Origin of the sequence: Klebsiella quasivariicola (assembly GCF_002269255.1) — a bacterium.
Lineage (GTDB): Bacteria > Pseudomonadota > Gammaproteobacteria > Enterobacterales > Enterobacteriaceae > Klebsiella > Klebsiella quasivariicola.
Genome location: NZ_CP022826.1, coordinates 28,359 through 41,627, shown reverse-complemented (window position 1 = coordinate 41,627; position 13,269 = coordinate 28,359). Strand labels below are relative to the sequence as shown.

Sequence of the window (13,269 nt, the reverse complement as noted above, 5' to 3'; positions counted from 1 at the left end):
ATTTTGTTCAAATATGAACATTTAATGATGCCAGATATCTAACTTAATGGCTTGAATTTGGCCTTGTTGTAGGTGATCCGGTAGTCTTTGCACTTCCCGTTCTGCCGCAGGAACTCCAGCGAGACAACGTTAGCAGCGGCAAAATTGATGCACATAATGCTTTCCAGCGCCTCGAACAGGTCGGCCCCATTGGCAAGCGGAAACCACAGATCGTTGTCGTTACCGCTTAATTTTTCATGAAGACAGAAATGCACAGCACGCACGCCGCCAAATTCCGTAACCAGCACCGTATTGCTGGCGCGAATATCAGTTAGTGTTAACATTTTTCCCCCTGTCAGTATTGGCCCCCTCGCGGGGGCCGCCGTTTCAGTCAATCGCGCGGTAAATCAAACCGGCTTCGGCGTGCTGGTCGGCATATAATTTGAGCTTTTCCTGCTGGGTGATCAGCATGTCGCAGATGTGCTCATAGCCGGCATCATGTGCGTGCCAGATCATGTGGTTCAGGGTGAACAGGGTCAGCACGATACCGGTAGCTTCTGCGGACAGTTCCCCTTCGAACCAGTTACCGCTAACCGATACCGTGAAGCGCTCTGCGCTCAGTGGGTACATGAAGCCGCTACCGCAAGACAGTTCGACGAACTCCCAGGAACCGCCTTGATAATCGGCGCAGAGAGAACGTGCGTGGTTGTAGACACCGGCCTCACCTGTGAGATACCAGGCGCCGAACAGGCGTGGCAGAAAGGCCATGCGGCGGTTATTGGGGATAATGCGTGCAGTGATGGCGGGTTGATTCAGTTCAGTAGACATTTTCTGTACTCCTGCGCCAGTCGGGGCGCTACCGTCGAAAGACCGGATTGCCTTTCGATGTGATTATTATACGTCTAATGAGCCATATTAATCAAGCAAAATATTCCCGCCTGCCTGAATATTTTCAGGCGGGAGAACTCTTTCCCCTGTCCATTTTTGGGGGCAGGATCACGCCTGCCCCCTTCTGATTCACATGATTACTATGACTTTGTTTCAGCGTTAAAGTGTACGGCTGCGATCCTGACCAACGGGATCACCGCGCTTTCCTCATCGAGCACACGAAAATTTATCGCTTCCCCCAGGTGCATCAGGTTAGCGATAAAATCAACGATGATTTCGGAAACCGGGTGTCCGTCGCAGTCCTGCTCATTCAGGCGCGCAAACAGCGCCAGCGCCTTAGCGGCCTTGATTGCCCGCTCTTCGTTTTCTTCGTCCATACTGCCGAAACACCATTGCCCCTTTTCAATCAGGGCCAGCGTGTCGTAATAGGCTTCATTCTGGGACATGTTTTTTCCTCCTGCGCCAGTCGGGGCGCTACCGTGAAAGTTCGCTGCGTTACTGCGTGAATTAGCCGTTAATCGCCTTCGTGATGCACTCCAGCGCCTCAGACTCCTGCGGATAAAGTCGGCGTGCAGCTCCTTCACCAGACTGGATTTCTTCCAGCCGGATAAACTGCGCCGCCAGCGCCACGACTTTTTGCAGCGCCTCGGCATTGACCTCTATCTTTCGATCGCGGGCGGCATCTTCGCGCACCTGCTTTGCCAGGCTCCAGACGGTATCTTTTCCGACGCCATAACGGCTGTGTGAACTGCATTCCGCGATTTCTGCCAGAACGGCTTCGGCCTCATCGTCAGTGAGGTTCATATCACTGGTGCAGTCATGGACATCTTCAGCAGTCCAGATCAGAAGGCTGATCCGCTGCTGTGGTTCAAAACTATCGAGAAGCCTTGCGCAAATTTCATTTACGTTACCGTGCATTGTAAAACTCCTGCGCCAGTCGGGGCGCTGCCGCGAAAGACCGGATGCCTTTCGATGTGATTATTATACGTCTAATGAGCCATATTAATCAAGCGATTTTTCACGCTCATAGCTGCTACAGGCAACGCTGTAGCCGTTTGCATCCAGTTCTGAAGGCCAGTCGTCACGCCCGCAACCTGACAGCAGGCAGGCGCTGAGGTGCCCAGGGCGATAGTCGAGATGCTGGCATGAGGCGCAAAGGTCATCATCTGAGATTGAGCGGCCTGCACAGATAGGCGGCGCTCCATCAGTGGGAATTTCTCGAATATGCAGCGTTGTCACTTTTTTTACTCCTGCGCCAGTCGGGGCGCTGCCGGTTAGGGATGCAGGGGGCTGTCGCCCCCTGCGGCGGTTCAGTCCTTACCCTTATCCTTCATGACTTTAATCAGCCCGGTAATGGCTGTAATGAGGGCGGCCACGGCCGTGATAATCTGAGGGAGGTTATGGAGGATTTCAGAAGAGGTCATAATGCACCTGTAAGGCTGTTTAGGAAGGTACTGATTTGAATCAGTAAAAACATTATACGTCTAATGAGCCATATATGCAAGCAATAAAACGCCCCTTGTAGGGGCGCTGTGATTATTTTACATACTGCCAGACATGCGGCGGGATCTTATCCCAGATGCGTCCCGATGCCAGCTCTGCGCGGCGATGGTCGGCGGCAGCCTCAAAAGCCTCGGTGTCCTCCGGCGGCACCTGTCCACGATCCCGCATGGATTCGTACATTTTTTCCAGTGTGTCCGGGTTACGACTGCGCCGAAAACGGAGAAGGTAAAAACGCCTCCGCGCCTGATAAACTGTTTCCGCCATGTATCTGCGTCCTGAGCGCCTTGTTATTTCGCATAGTATTCACGTTTTGGTTGAATAAGTCTTCGACTATACGCCCCTTGCGGGGCGTAGCAGGCGGTCAGCCCCAGGTGCTGTAAAAATGGCTTTCGTTAGGATCGGTCTTATAAGCCTGTTCGTACTCGTCAATGCTGACAGACGGATGCTCATGGTTTTCACAGATACGACGGGTCACGGGTTCGCCTTTAAAGTCATTCAATACCGGCTTTAATTCGCCAGACATTGCACTGTCTGCTTTCACCTGCTGCGCAGCGATGCGGCGCAGTACGGCGGTTTTCTTACCGCGCAGGGCGATCACCTGATAAAAATAGGTATTTGTCTGCTCATAACCCCAGCTGGAAACAAAAACATCACCAAGAGAAACGGAGCCGTTACGGAACTGAAGGGATTGAATAGCCATGTTTATTACTCCTGCGCCAGTCGGGGCGCTACCGCGAAAAGCCTCATTGCCTTTCGATGTGATTATTATACGTCTAATGAGCCATATAAATCAAGCAATAAATACATGCCCGGCATGATTTTCTCAGGCCGGGGAATACTTCCTTTCCCTGTTTATATTTCAGGCCGCAAATGCGGCCTGCCATCTGCATTACACGCGAGGGGGTAACATTCCGGGATAGTGACTGGCAACCAGATTATTGATCTTCTCAACCAGCTCCGGGCGTTTAAACGTAATGTGGGCGCTGCCCTTTTTGTAATATCGCACGCTGAAGTAATCACACTCGAACACCTTACCGTTGAACTGGTTTTCACTGAAAAAGGCATCCAGTTTGGCACCGTCAGAAACGCGGTAATCAGGCACGTTACGCCCGTCCAGCACGTAGAACGGCCGCGCCAGATCGTCAATTTTGGTGTGCCCGTCTGAGCTGAAGCGCACCCAGCCACTGCGCCAGACATCGAGCAACGGCGCGATGATGATACGCTTGCCAAACATGCAGGGATTATTGGTTTTATAATCCCACGACAGGGATTTAAAGATATCAATCAGCCCTTGCGTGAAAGTATCGGCCTTGCTTGCGTTCAGGTGCCGGAACGTACTCATAACGTTCTCCAGCGTTATCGGCGGCATTTCTTCGCCTGCCACCTGCCGATCCCATTCCTGACGTTGTTTGTTGCTCATCAGCGTATACATGCCGGTTTCCGACATCAGCCGATCCCAGATTTTTCCGTCGATAACGCGGGAAATAGCCGTTTCGGCCTGGTCTGGTCTGGTGTCGCTCCATTTGATCGCGCTCTCTACGGCTTTGTCGTAGTCATACAGGTACTGACAGCCTCCGGCCTGCTGCATCAGATCGCGCGCTTTTCGCAGCTTGTCTATGCCGTCGAGATAGACGCGAATACCTTCATTCCGCAACGAGATAATGCGCTCAATAGCAATAGACGGGATCACTTCACCGCCATGCTGGCAGGACATCAGATCGACCGACGGGAGAGTTTTTTCAGATGACATTTCAGACTCCTGCGCCATGCGGGGCGCTACCGTAAGGGGTGAACAGGGCTGGCAATGCCAGCCCATCAATGATTATTTGCAGCGCTGAAGCAGTTTACTGACCTGCTCGGCCAGCGCATACGTGGACGCATACGGGCCACTTAAACGACGGTTAGGGATTTCGTTGAGGGCATACAGGCACGCCTTCAGCAGCGCATCTTTCTGCGTTTCCAGTTCAGCTTTAAGCTGGGAGGGGGTCAGTGCTTTACTCATAATTTGTTACTCCTGCGCCAGTCGGGGCGCTACCGCGAAAAGCCTCATTGCCTTTCGATGTGATTATTATACGTCTAATGAGCCATAACAATCAAGCGTTATCTGATTAATTTTCTTTGTTTTTTCCTGGACTCCTTTCCCTGTAAATTTTGCTTTTCAGATCCCCATCAGCCCGATGAAGGTGCTTTGCCGGCATGGTGCAGGGGTTCAGGCATCAGACACTAGCGATAGCCCGAAACCCCGCAGGGGGTTCGGCGGAGCTGCCAGGCTTTGCCTGGCTAGCGGAGTGTGGCTGACGACTGCCCGACGGGCAGGAGCCGAAGGGGCCCAGAGGTGTTTTAGTACGGCAGGCCTGCCAGAAAACGCCGGCAACTGAGCAGAAATGAACAGGGAAGACACGCTGTGCGGGCGTCAAAATTAAGTAACTGGCAGACACCAGGGCGGGATCACATCAGAAAGAGCCAGAATAGGGGGCAGGACTCGTCAAAGTCATAAAAACGATGATGGGTACAGTTTTTTTAAATGCGCGCCCAGAGAGCGGCTCAGCGCGTTTCAGGGCAATACGGGTTCGATGCCCGTATTGCCCTGCAGGCGGCAACCACCGCGTCAGCCTTCAGCCCCGGCCAGATATCCGATACGTTCAGGAAGCACGTTTGCGCGTCGGTGTTTTGCGCTGCTATTTCCAGATCGGCGGTAAGCCGGCATCGATGCAAAGGACGCACCAGACGGAATACGCGATGTCACTTTCTCCGTTCACCCAGCGGCGCACCGTTCTGCCGTTCACGCCAACATGTCGCGCCAGCCCCTCCTGACTCAGGTTGAGCACATTTTCCAGCAGATAGCGGAGTTCATCCCCCGTCGGCGGGGTCCATTTATCAGCGGGACGGAAACAGCTTTCGCGGATCGCGCCCACGTTAAGCGGCACGGTATATTTATTGCCCATAGCAAGCCTCCAGAGCCGGCCGCACCACTGTGCGGCCGCGGTTATCAAATCAGACCATGTTCAGCAAAAGAGTAAATATCGCTGCCGCCCACAATCAGGTGATCGAGGACTTTGACATCAACCATCCCCAGCACCTGCGCCAGACGCTCGGTGATCAGCTTGTCAGCCTGGCTGGGTGCAGTGTTAGCGGAAGGATGGTTATGCGCCAGTACCACGGCGGCGGCATTATGATGCAGGGCGCGTTGCAGGACGATACGCGGATGAACGGTGACGCTGCTGATAGTTCCCTTAAACAGTTCTTCAAACGCAATCACGCCGTTGTGGCAGTTAAGAAAGAACGCGCAGAATGATTCGCGTGGTTCTGCAGCAAGACGAAACCGCAGTAAGGAACGCGCGGCGTCGGCGCCGGTGATAAAATCCGTTGTGGTAATTTTACCGGCAATAATGGCGTCCGCCTGGCGGATAATGTTGAGTTCTTCTGCTGAAAATTTCATATATTTCCCTCGTTAGGGGACCTGAGCACCATGCCCGGCCACAAATATATAATAGGACATTTTGTCCTAGATGTAAATACAGTGATATATAAAAAAGCCCGATTTAACGGGCTTTTATGGTTTATTTCTGTCCCCCTGCAATAACTTCCAGTTCCGTCTCTGAAAGCATTATTTTCAGGCAGGGTTTGGTACGGCTGAGAAGTTCAATCGACCTCGGATCGAGGTCCAGGGATTCGCAAAAATCATCTCCGCCACAGGCATCACGCATCCGGTCCCAGAGCTCGTCAAAATCCGTTGTATCCGGATTGAAACCATTGGCGTAACAGACATTGTGCATCCCATTACTGTTTTTCTCACCTTTCGCCGCCATCACATACACGCCATGATCTTTGACAAAAAGAAGTGGGCAATTAAAACGCTTAACTTCAGCAATAACGACGTTGAGCATAGGATCAGTAAAAACAAGTTCTGATTGCATGGTCATAGTGTATTTACTCCCTGAAAGCTATTTGTTGACCGCAGCGGCGGTGAGAATGTCAGAAAGCGACCCCAGCAGATATAATTCGGTGAGCTCGCCTGTTTCATTCAGAAGAAATAGCCCTGCAGGTCGGCCATTATGAAAAATAATGGCTTCATGCGATTGATGTAATTCACACTGACACAGCGAGAAATAAATAAGTGACCATTCAGGGGAAATAACGGTTTTATTGCCATGTTCCCGGATATAGCGGGCAACATCAGCCTGTTGCTGAGAATTGAGAGCAGTCATAAGGTGACTCCTGCGCCGGTCGGGGCGCTACCGTCGAAAGACCGGATTGCCTTTCGATGTAATTATTATACGTCTAATGAGCCATATAAATCAAGTTAATTTTGTTATTTTCCTGATTTAAGGAGACTCTTTCCCCTGTAAATTTTGCATCACAAGCGCACCGTTCGGGCGCTGCAGGCGAATAATATCGTTCTGGCGTGCGTCTTTTTCCCGGATGATCCGCCAGGTTTCGGTGACGGCGCCGGCTGGCTGATACAGTCTGACCTTCACCTCGGAACGCTCTGCAGACAGCACAATGCAGCCTTTCTCATCTTGTGCAGCTGCGTGCCGGGCTTCATCTTTTTCCCGCGGGCAGTCATCAAATCCTGATATTCGGACCGGGTGGCCATCGATATCAACCTGATAGCCGGGCGAAATCACGGGCACGGGCTGTGGCACATTCGGGAAATAATCAGCCAGATCACACCCTGTCAGGGCTACGGGCACAAGGCAGGCATACAGCATTAACATTCGGCGTGTGGTGATCATAAAGGGTCCTCTCTGGTCGCCGCGGGCCTTATTTCGCCTTCTCAACCAGCTGCAGTGACGGATGCTCACCGGCCAGAAGTAACAGGAAATTGAATTCCCCGGTCTTGAGCTTTACGCCGCGCTGAGCAGCCTTTTCTTTGGTCTGCCATGACGCCGGTTTATAGCCAAACAGCGCTGCAATTTCAGCGTGTTTTAGCCCCAGCGCCTGACGCAGGCGGCGAACGTCTTCGGCCGTGGCGGGCTCTTTAACCATATCATCCGGGCTGAACGTCCTGTTCAGGCGGTAATCAGGATGCACGCCGGCGATCAGCATCAGCATGTTATATTCGCCTGGGCGAAGACTGGTCTTGTTGTACTGGCTGAGATCGTCGCTGATAGCTTCCTTACGCTGCCAGGCGCGCAGTTCGTACCCCATGACAGCCCCTAATGCGGTTTCAGTCATGCCCATTTTTTCACGGAGCGTCTTCACTGTTTCCGGCTGCGGAACGACGCTAACCATCTTAATCATTACCCTTCTCCCAGAAGTCTGAATTCAGAAAAATTTTCACCTGGCGCGTGCGGGGATAGTCCTGGTGCTTCAGCCCCTCCCGCGTATCAGACAGGTACTGCGTTTCCTGCTGCACCTTGTTGATTTTGCCATTCCATTTGCGGGCCAGCGCCCGGTAACGCCCGTTCTCCAGCTGATAAACTTCAAACGTATACTTGTTCGGACCGCTCCAGCCTTCGTTGTAATAGACCTGTTTCATAGGATCTGCCTGATCGATGCGCCCCGTTAACATGACATCCCGGCTGCATTGCCTGAACCAGTAACCGCGGGGCATAGCCGGTGGCCGGTCGCTTATTTCCCGTCTGGATAGCGTGCCGAAAGGCTGTGAGCGCAGGTGACAACCTGATCTCAGGTCAATCTGGCATGGCGTGTTGTGCAGGGACCAGCGCCGCTGCCGCAGGCAATGGCTCAGGGTGATCACAGGTACGACACGGGAAACGAACAGGGGGAATGATTGCATGGTTTTACTCCTTCGCCAGTCGGGGCGCTACCGAAAAATGAGCCTTGATAATACGACGAATGAGCCATATAAATCAAGTTAAAAATCAGGCGGCAGAGTTTCTGCCGCTGCTGTAGGTCAGTACCGTGGGGCCACGTCCTTTCCTTCGCCCCATAAACGGGAAAACTCGTTCACGTAGGCTTCAGTTACTGCAGGCGCGCCGCTGATCAGCACCACATTTTCCGCATTACGACTGTCTGCACTGGCGCTGAAGTTAAACGATCCGGTCAAGACGGCGCGGCGGTCAAAGACCATGAATTTATCATGCATGGCCTCGTAGTTATCGTTGATCCGCACCGCCACGCGGTTATTGGCCAGAAAGTTCACTTCGGTGTACCGGTTGTCGTTCGCTTTGCGATCGGCCACCACCACCACCGATACGCCCCGTTTTTTTGCGGCACGCAACGCGCCGGCAACAGGACGACTGGTCAGGCTGTACGCGGCAACCAGAATCTCATGCTGCGCGTGGTCGATTGAATCCAGAACCAGATTTAATGCGGTCCCGCCGGGTGAAAACCCGGTTTTCACTTCAGTCGCAGCTTGCGCCTGGACATCGCCGGCAATATTGCCGGCCGCTGTTACCGGGTTTGCTGCCACGGCGCCGGCGATGAGGGTCAGGGTTAACAGCACATATTTTTTCACGCTGCCCCCTTAATCATCATCCGGGAACAGATGCTGGACGTTCTTACGGGTTTCTTCCAGATTCCTATCCTCCGGTGCTGCCGGTTCGGGAGTCACGGCGGGACTGTTTTCCGGCGCAGCGCCGCCTGCCGGCGACACCGTATTGCTGCCACCGCCGGTGGCCTGCAGAAACGCCTCAACCAGACGCGCCATCTCTCCTGTATCCTGCTGCGGCAGCGTACTGCTGATGATCCGCTGAATATCCTGCATCGAGGTGCTCTCCGTCAGAAATTCAGCGATCAGGAACGGCAGGCGTTCGTCCTGCTTCATCAACGCAGCACCACAGAGCATCATGGCGCGCATCGCGCGGCCACGCTCTTTCTGAGGCAGTTTCTCAAGAAAGCCGTCAGCTACCCGGTCCGCCGCATTGCGCTCCGGGTAGATATAAAACGAGCACTTACGGTTATCAGTCATACTCAGCCCTTCATTGCCACCATACCCAGAACCAGATCGAATTGCGGGTTATCACTGACGAAGAAACGATCTTCACTCACCCCCGTGGCCTGCTTCACTGCGCCGGCGACCAGGCTGGCGCCGCCACCGACAACCATGACGTGCGTGAAACCGGCAAAGCGGCCAACTGAATCGGTGACACGGTGCGTCAGGGCTTTTTCCCGCTCATGCAGTACCTTCATCACCTGGGCCCGCTGGTCAGCATTCTGGAGGTAACGGGAAAGAAACGTTTCGTCATTTCGCGCCTGGATCAGACGGTCGGCAAAATACGAACTGGTACGGGTGCTCACGCTGGTATCCAGTGCATGTTTTACGGCTTCGGTGATGATGGATACACCGGTTTTAGGATCGCAATGCGTCTTGGTGAAGCCGGACATTTTGCTGCGAACGTGCGCGATATCCAGCGTGGTTCCACCGATATCCACAATCAGCAGGGAGTCCAGATCGTCCAGATCCTTCAGCACACTGAAGCCTGCAGGGACCGACTCTGGCAGTACGCTGACTTTACGCACGGTAAAGCTCTCACGCCCCTGAACGGCCACCGCGCGCTTCACGTTCGCTTTTTTCCGCTCGATGTTGGCCATATTAGGCTGATCGTTTTCATCCAGGTACTCGCCCAGCGGCAGCGTCACCACAACATCAACCGGCTGCGGTTCAATGCCGGACTGCATCAGGGCATGGTGGATAGCGACGACATTCACATCACTGTACTGATAGCGGGTTTCCGTGGTGCGCACGGCATCCGGGCTCAGCTGGTCAAAGCTGTACTTTTCCCCGTCAATTTCATAGTTGGCGGAAGCCGGCACTGATGAATCTGTCAGCAACGTCATGGACCATTCGGGCTTGAAGCTGTTCGGACTGATCAACGTTTTGACCGCACCATCTTCCATCCATGCCAGTTTGATGTTGGTGGAACCGTCGTCAACAAAAATACGCATTTTGAACCTCACATTATTTAGAAAAAAACCGTAGAAATCAGGAAAAATACAGCTTTCAAATGGATTATTACGCATCCCTGCTGACGTGTAAAGACAAAATGATGCACCAATATAGAAAAATACAGAAAAATACCGAATAAAAATCAACAAAAGACGGTCAGGCCGTCCTCAAAACGGCCTAATATAGAAATATGAGAGATTATTTTAGATTTATAAGGAAATAACAGGGATGAATACGGATTATTCCGGAAGCGTTAGATGACTGTCTGGCAGGCTGAACCGGACGCCATACTGACGGCCGACATCGAGCGCAAACACGCGCGTGTAGGTTTCTGTGGTTTCCAGCCGGGAATGCCCGGCATAGGCCTGTACAACTTTCAGCGGAACCCCATGCTGGATCAGGTGCATACAGAAGCTGTGACGGAACGTGTGGCAGGTAACAGGGATACTAAAAGTGACAGAGTCACGTTTTGCGAGGTCCAGTGCCTTCCTGATCCAGTTACGCGGCGTGTTATCACTCTGCACCGGCCAGAGCAGCTGCTGTTTACCAATACGCAGGGTGGTCAGAAATTCACGCACCTTCCTGACATATTGAGGATCGGTCAGAGGAACAAGACGGAACACCTCCTCATCCTTGCCCGGCCTGCCGCGGCCACGCTGACGCTGTTTAAGCGTCTTCAGCCGGACAAACGGCCGGGAACCGTCAAGCTGAAAGCTGGCGCCGGTCAGCGCCAGCGCCTCATTAATACGCGCGCCCGTGTTCCAGAGGGTATCGAAAAGGACCTGCTGGCGCAGGTCTGGCACATACCGCAGAAACACCGACACCTCCGGGGCCAGCAGGTATTTGGGTAAATCAGCCTGGCTGGCCATCTCCCGCAGCGCCAGCGCATCGGCATAATCGAAGTAGGCATATGTCACGCGCCCGGTCCCGATGGCGTCGCTACGTGAATTCTGAGAAATTTGCAGGGGGAAAGTGTTCAATTTTTTAAAATCCGCTAATCAGCCGTCAGGCGACTGAATTTTATGAAATTTCTCGCTGAAATCGACCGCATCCTGCATATCAAACGTCATACTGCGGGTGGAGGCGGTCGAGCTCCAGCTTTTCCCGCCGCCGATCCCGTAAGGAGGTAGCGCCTGTCCGTGTAGCGGCTGGTTGTGTCGGGCTGCAAAAACCAGCTCCCCGACAGGTACTTTTAACATCATAGCAAACATATCCGCGCTGATTCGGCGGCCTTTCAATCCACTCATAACAACCTGTAACTGAATCCTGTACCACGACTTTTGTTGTAAATCTGCTGACCAGACTGACCTTCATCTTCACTGAATACCACCATACGGCGGCCGTTAGTCAGTGAATCCATTTTACGCTGTGCGCCATTATCGTCATAACGCACAGGCAGGCACGCACCTTTATGGCTGTTTTCACTCTCGACGCGGAACACCCTTACCCTGACGGCGTTCTTCCGCACCTGGTCAGGATCTTCACCACTGACCACACCCGTCAGTTTCTGAAGCGTATCAGCCGGACTGCTGTACTCAGCCTGGCTGAGATAGCGGCCGTTCGGGGTTAACCAGAAATCCTGGCTGTCACTGACACGGTAGGTTTCGCCGTGGCTGGCGATGCCTGAGACGTTACAGAAGCGGTCATAATCGGTGGGCTGTCCGGGGAGCATGGCGCACCCTGTCAGCAACAGTGCCGGCAGGGCGGCGACGTATCCTTTGAATTTCATGTTGTCTCCTGTTCAGGTTGAACCATTTCGGCCGGTGGCCGGTATCCCGGATACGGGATAAACGGCGCATCGGTGGCAATAAGGTCTAGCAGCTTCTGGCCACTGACCAGGATCATACGGCTGTCTCCGCGAATGAGCGATTTGGTTCCTTCGCGCGTTTTGCCGGTATGGCAGAAAAAACCGCGGGCACCGGTGGCGTTCAGCAGGTCGCTGAAGTCACGGACGTGGCCAACGGCAATATAGCTGGTATAGCGTTTGGCCTGGATAAGCCAGGTCTGGCCATCAATCTTCACACGGCCATCAATCCCGCCGTCACCGGTATACCGGCGGTTACGGATCACTTCAAAGCCTCGGCGTTCAAAGCCTTCAAGCAGCAGCTCTTCGAACACAAACGGGTCAATCTTGCGCAGATAGGCAATTTTCTGCCCGAAATGCGGAAACGTATTAATTTTATCGATCACACGTACCGCGCTGGCCTGTTTCCGTTCGTGCCGGCGCCGGCGTCGCCGTGTACCCAGCCAGAGGCCATACAGCAGGATACCCGCAAGGATAAAAGAGCCGACAACATGGATGGACTCATTCATTATCGATCCTCAGCACTTCATACTTCAGCTGCCGCAGCAGCCTGTCTTTGCTCATGGTTTTCAGGGTGGGCCATTCCGCTTTCAGCGTCAGCGCGACGGTGGCAAGTTGTATGGTCCGGGGTACTGTCTCACCGTCCTCATATTTTACCAGGCTGGTACGGCTGATACCGAGCTCAGCCGCGGCGCGTTCCTGGGTCCAGTTCAGGCCCCGTCGCCACAGGATCAAGTCAAAGCCGGTCAATCCGCCGCACTCCCATGCTCAGTGCCGGGCTTCGTGCCGGCGGGTACGGCCTCTTTCCCCTGTGCCTTTTTTCCGCCGGGGCCGGGTAGGCCGAGGCCAGTTGTGCCCGGAAATCACGCCACGCTGACAGCCAGAGCGCATCAGATACCTGGTCAGACGACAGATTAAGGACCGCATTGCGGTCACGCCAGTGGCTAAATGTCTGAGCCGGCAGGCCGGCACGCCGGCGCAACTGCTGCTCGTCGAAATAGGCACACTGAACCAGGAGGTGTCTGACGTTCTGCGGGACAACTTCATCCCTGGCCCCTTCCGGCACAGCCAGCATCCCGGCGCTGCATATCCCCTGAATGCCCGCCTCGGTATAAATCTGCTGCAGATTGGTATCATCACCCTGCGCAGCGCCGGCGGTGTGCGCCACAACCAGCATGATGCCGGCAATAAGTGGTTTCTTTATCATGCGTACTCAGCTCCTGGCCGAATCCTGGTGGAC

The 13,269-nt window shown here is 53.7% G+C and carries 25 protein-coding genes; all 25 read right to left on the bottom strand.

Annotation, left to right across the window (positions count from 1 at the left end; genetic code table 11):
* Positions 1-38: 38 nt before the first annotated feature.
* Positions 39-323, bottom strand: coding sequence for a hypothetical protein (locus B8P98_RS30205; RefSeq protein ID WP_004206917.1), 285 nt, complete (start codon positions 321-323; stop codon positions 39-41).
* Positions 324-366: 43 nt separating this feature from the next.
* Positions 367-807, bottom strand: a complete 441-nt coding sequence (locus B8P98_RS30200; RefSeq protein ID WP_004206916.1) for an antirestriction protein — start codon at positions 805-807, stop codon at positions 367-369.
* 200 nt (positions 808-1,007) lie between these two features.
* Positions 1,008-1,313: a hypothetical protein gene (locus B8P98_RS30195; protein ID WP_004187339.1), complete on the bottom strand. Its 306-nt coding sequence runs from the start codon at positions 1,311-1,313 to the stop codon at positions 1,008-1,010.
* 61 nt (positions 1,314-1,374) lie between these two features.
* Positions 1,375-1,785, bottom strand: a complete 411-nt coding sequence (locus tag B8P98_RS30190) for a DUF1380 family protein (protein ID WP_004206915.1) — start codon at positions 1,783-1,785, stop codon at positions 1,375-1,377.
* Between the two features lie 84 nt (positions 1,786-1,869).
* On the bottom strand, positions 1,870-2,106 hold the full coding sequence (locus B8P98_RS30185) for a hypothetical protein (RefSeq protein WP_011154457.1): 237 nt from the start codon (positions 2,104-2,106) through the stop codon (positions 1,870-1,872).
* A 297-nt stretch (positions 2,107-2,403) separates the two neighbouring features.
* Complete coding sequence (locus tag B8P98_RS30180) at positions 2,404-2,634, bottom strand: Hha/YmoA family nucleoid-associated regulatory protein (protein WP_004187345.1); 231 nt, start codon at positions 2,632-2,634, stop codon at positions 2,404-2,406.
* A gap of 97 nt (positions 2,635-2,731) precedes the next feature.
* Positions 2,732-3,070 carry a hypothetical protein gene (locus tag B8P98_RS30175; protein ID WP_004206912.1) on the bottom strand — a complete coding sequence of 113 codons (339 nt, stop codon included), beginning with the start codon at positions 3,068-3,070 and terminating at the stop codon, positions 2,732-2,734.
* 189 nt (positions 3,071-3,259) lie between these two features.
* Positions 3,260-4,120 carry a DUF4942 domain-containing protein gene (locus B8P98_RS30170; RefSeq protein WP_004206911.1) on the bottom strand — a complete coding sequence of 287 codons (861 nt, stop codon included), beginning with the start codon at positions 4,118-4,120 and terminating at the stop codon, positions 3,260-3,262.
* Positions 4,121-4,192: 72 nt separating this feature from the next.
* Entirely contained in the window at positions 4,193-4,372 is a 180-nt protein-coding gene (locus B8P98_RS30165) for a hypothetical protein (protein WP_004187364.1), read from the bottom strand.
* A gap of 676 nt (positions 4,373-5,048) precedes the next feature.
* Entirely contained in the window at positions 5,049-5,315 is a 267-nt protein-coding gene (locus B8P98_RS30160; RefSeq protein WP_004187367.1) for a helix-turn-helix domain-containing protein, read from the bottom strand.
* A 44-nt stretch (positions 5,316-5,359) separates the two neighbouring features.
* On the bottom strand, positions 5,360-5,809 hold the full coding sequence (locus B8P98_RS30155) for a JAB domain-containing protein (RefSeq protein ID WP_004206910.1): 450 nt from the start codon (positions 5,807-5,809) through the stop codon (positions 5,360-5,362).
* A 121-nt stretch (positions 5,810-5,930) separates the two neighbouring features.
* Entirely contained in the window at positions 5,931-6,293 is a 363-nt protein-coding gene (locus B8P98_RS30150; RefSeq protein ID WP_004206909.1) for a DUF3085 domain-containing protein, read from the bottom strand.
* A gap of 21 nt (positions 6,294-6,314) precedes the next feature.
* A complete protein-coding gene (locus B8P98_RS30145; protein WP_004206908.1) occupies positions 6,315-6,578 on the bottom strand; it encodes a hypothetical protein in 264 nt (87 codons plus the stop codon).
* A gap of 117 nt (positions 6,579-6,695) precedes the next feature.
* Complete coding sequence (locus B8P98_RS30140; protein ID WP_004206907.1) at positions 6,696-7,106, bottom strand: hypothetical protein; 411 nt, start codon at positions 7,104-7,106, stop codon at positions 6,696-6,698.
* 28 nt (positions 7,107-7,134) lie between these two features.
* On the bottom strand, positions 7,135-7,614 hold the full coding sequence (locus B8P98_RS30135) for a helix-turn-helix domain-containing protein (protein ID WP_004206906.1): 480 nt from the start codon (positions 7,612-7,614) through the stop codon (positions 7,135-7,137).
* Entirely contained in the window at positions 7,607-7,852 is a 246-nt protein-coding gene (locus B8P98_RS30130) for a hypothetical protein (RefSeq protein WP_004206905.1), read from the bottom strand. Before B8P98_RS30130 ends, B8P98_RS30135 begins: the two co-directional genes overlap by 8 nt.
* Before the next feature lie 378 nt (positions 7,853-8,230).
* Positions 8,231-8,794, bottom strand: coding sequence for a phospholipase D family nuclease (locus B8P98_RS30125; RefSeq protein WP_004187378.1), 564 nt, complete (start codon positions 8,792-8,794; stop codon positions 8,231-8,233).
* A 9-nt stretch (positions 8,795-8,803) separates the two neighbouring features.
* Positions 8,804-9,247: a plasmid partitioning/stability family protein gene (locus B8P98_RS30120; RefSeq protein WP_004206904.1), complete on the bottom strand. Its 444-nt coding sequence runs from the start codon at positions 9,245-9,247 to the stop codon at positions 8,804-8,806.
* Positions 9,248-9,249: 2 nt separating this feature from the next.
* Positions 9,250-10,224 (bottom strand): plasmid segregation protein ParM, encoded by a 975-nt coding sequence (locus B8P98_RS30115; protein WP_004206903.1) that lies wholly within the window; start codon positions 10,222-10,224, stop codon positions 9,250-9,252.
* Between the two features lie 240 nt (positions 10,225-10,464).
* The gene (locus tag B8P98_RS30110) at positions 10,465-11,142 is read right to left on the bottom strand and encodes a tyrosine-type recombinase/integrase (protein WP_015586039.1); all 678 of its coding nucleotides are present in this window, start codon (positions 11,140-11,142) and stop codon (positions 10,465-10,467) included.
* Positions 11,143-11,223: 81 nt separating this feature from the next.
* Complete coding sequence (locus B8P98_RS30105; RefSeq protein WP_020316874.1) at positions 11,224-11,427, bottom strand: hypothetical protein; 204 nt, start codon at positions 11,425-11,427, stop codon at positions 11,224-11,226.
* Between the two features lie 41 nt (positions 11,428-11,468).
* Positions 11,469-11,954 (bottom strand): hypothetical protein, encoded by a 486-nt coding sequence (locus B8P98_RS30100; RefSeq protein WP_004187390.1) that lies wholly within the window; start codon positions 11,952-11,954, stop codon positions 11,469-11,471.
* Positions 11,951-12,538, bottom strand: a complete 588-nt coding sequence (locus B8P98_RS30095; RefSeq protein ID WP_004206901.1) for a restriction endonuclease — start codon at positions 12,536-12,538, stop codon at positions 11,951-11,953. The genes B8P98_RS30100 and B8P98_RS30095 overlap by 4 nt, the downstream gene beginning before the upstream one ends.
* The gene (locus B8P98_RS30090) at positions 12,531-12,779 is read right to left on the bottom strand and encodes a helix-turn-helix domain-containing protein (protein WP_004187394.1); all 249 of its coding nucleotides are present in this window, start codon (positions 12,777-12,779) and stop codon (positions 12,531-12,533) included. The genes B8P98_RS30095 and B8P98_RS30090 overlap by 8 nt, the downstream gene beginning before the upstream one ends.
* Positions 12,766-13,236, bottom strand: coding sequence for a hypothetical protein (locus B8P98_RS30085; RefSeq protein WP_004206900.1), 471 nt, complete (start codon positions 13,234-13,236; stop codon positions 12,766-12,768). The genes B8P98_RS30090 and B8P98_RS30085 overlap by 14 nt, the downstream gene beginning before the upstream one ends.
* Positions 13,237-13,269: the final 33 nt, after the last annotated feature.

Coding starts and splice junctions, on each gene's coding strand:
- B8P98_RS30180 (WP_004187345.1), bottom strand. CDS start 2,634: ATGGCGGAAACAGTTTATCAGGCGCGGAGGCGTTTTTACCTTCTCCGT.
- B8P98_RS30135 (WP_004206906.1), bottom strand. CDS start 7,614: ATGATTAAGATGGTTAGCGTCGTTCCGCAGCCGGAAACAGTGAAGACG.
- B8P98_RS30190 (WP_004206915.1), bottom strand. CDS start 1,785: ATGCACGGTAACGTAAATGAAATTTGCGCAAGGCTTCTCGATAGTTTT.
- B8P98_RS30160 (WP_004187367.1), bottom strand. CDS start 5,315: ATGGGCAATAAATATACCGTGCCGCTTAACGTGGGCGCGATCCGCGAA.
- B8P98_RS30105 (WP_020316874.1), bottom strand. CDS start 11,427: ATGATGTTAAAAGTACCTGTCGGGGAGCTGGTTTTTGCAGCCCGACAC.
- B8P98_RS30115 (WP_004206903.1), bottom strand. CDS start 10,224: ATGCGTATTTTTGTTGACGACGGTTCCACCAACATCAAACTGGCATGG.
- B8P98_RS30145 (WP_004206908.1), bottom strand. CDS start 6,578: ATGACTGCTCTCAATTCTCAGCAACAGGCTGATGTTGCCCGCTATATC.
- B8P98_RS30165 (WP_004187364.1), bottom strand. CDS start 4,372: ATGAGTAAAGCACTGACCCCCTCCCAGCTTAAAGCTGAACTGGAAACG.
- B8P98_RS30095 (WP_004206901.1), bottom strand. CDS start 12,538: ATGAATGAGTCCATCCATGTTGTCGGCTCTTTTATCCTTGCGGGTATC.
- B8P98_RS30140 (WP_004206907.1), bottom strand. CDS start 7,106: ATGATCACCACACGCCGAATGTTAATGCTGTATGCCTGCCTTGTGCCC.
- B8P98_RS30085 (WP_004206900.1), bottom strand. CDS start 13,236: ATGATAAAGAAACCACTTATTGCCGGCATCATGCTGGTTGTGGCGCAC.
- B8P98_RS30195 (WP_004187339.1), bottom strand. CDS start 1,313: ATGTCCCAGAATGAAGCCTATTACGACACGCTGGCCCTGATTGAAAAG.
- B8P98_RS30175 (WP_004206912.1), bottom strand. CDS start 3,070: ATGGCTATTCAATCCCTTCAGTTCCGTAACGGCTCCGTTTCTCTTGGT.
- B8P98_RS30205 (WP_004206917.1), bottom strand. CDS start 323: ATGTTAACACTAACTGATATTCGCGCCAGCAATACGGTGCTGGTTACG.
- B8P98_RS30120 (WP_004206904.1), bottom strand. CDS start 9,247: ATGACTGATAACCGTAAGTGCTCGTTTTATATCTACCCGGAGCGCAAT.
- B8P98_RS30130 (WP_004206905.1), bottom strand. CDS start 7,852: ATGAAACAGGTCTATTACAACGAAGGCTGGAGCGGTCCGAACAAGTAT.
- B8P98_RS30170 (WP_004206911.1), bottom strand. CDS start 4,120: ATGTCATCTGAAAAAACTCTCCCGTCGGTCGATCTGATGTCCTGCCAG.
- B8P98_RS30155 (WP_004206910.1), bottom strand. CDS start 5,809: ATGAAATTTTCAGCAGAAGAACTCAACATTATCCGCCAGGCGGACGCC.
- B8P98_RS30100 (WP_004187390.1), bottom strand. CDS start 11,954: ATGAAATTCAAAGGATACGTCGCCGCCCTGCCGGCACTGTTGCTGACA.
- B8P98_RS30200 (WP_004206916.1), bottom strand. CDS start 807: ATGTCTACTGAACTGAATCAACCCGCCATCACTGCACGCATTATCCCC.
- B8P98_RS30150 (WP_004206909.1), bottom strand. CDS start 6,293: ATGACCATGCAATCAGAACTTGTTTTTACTGATCCTATGCTCAACGTC.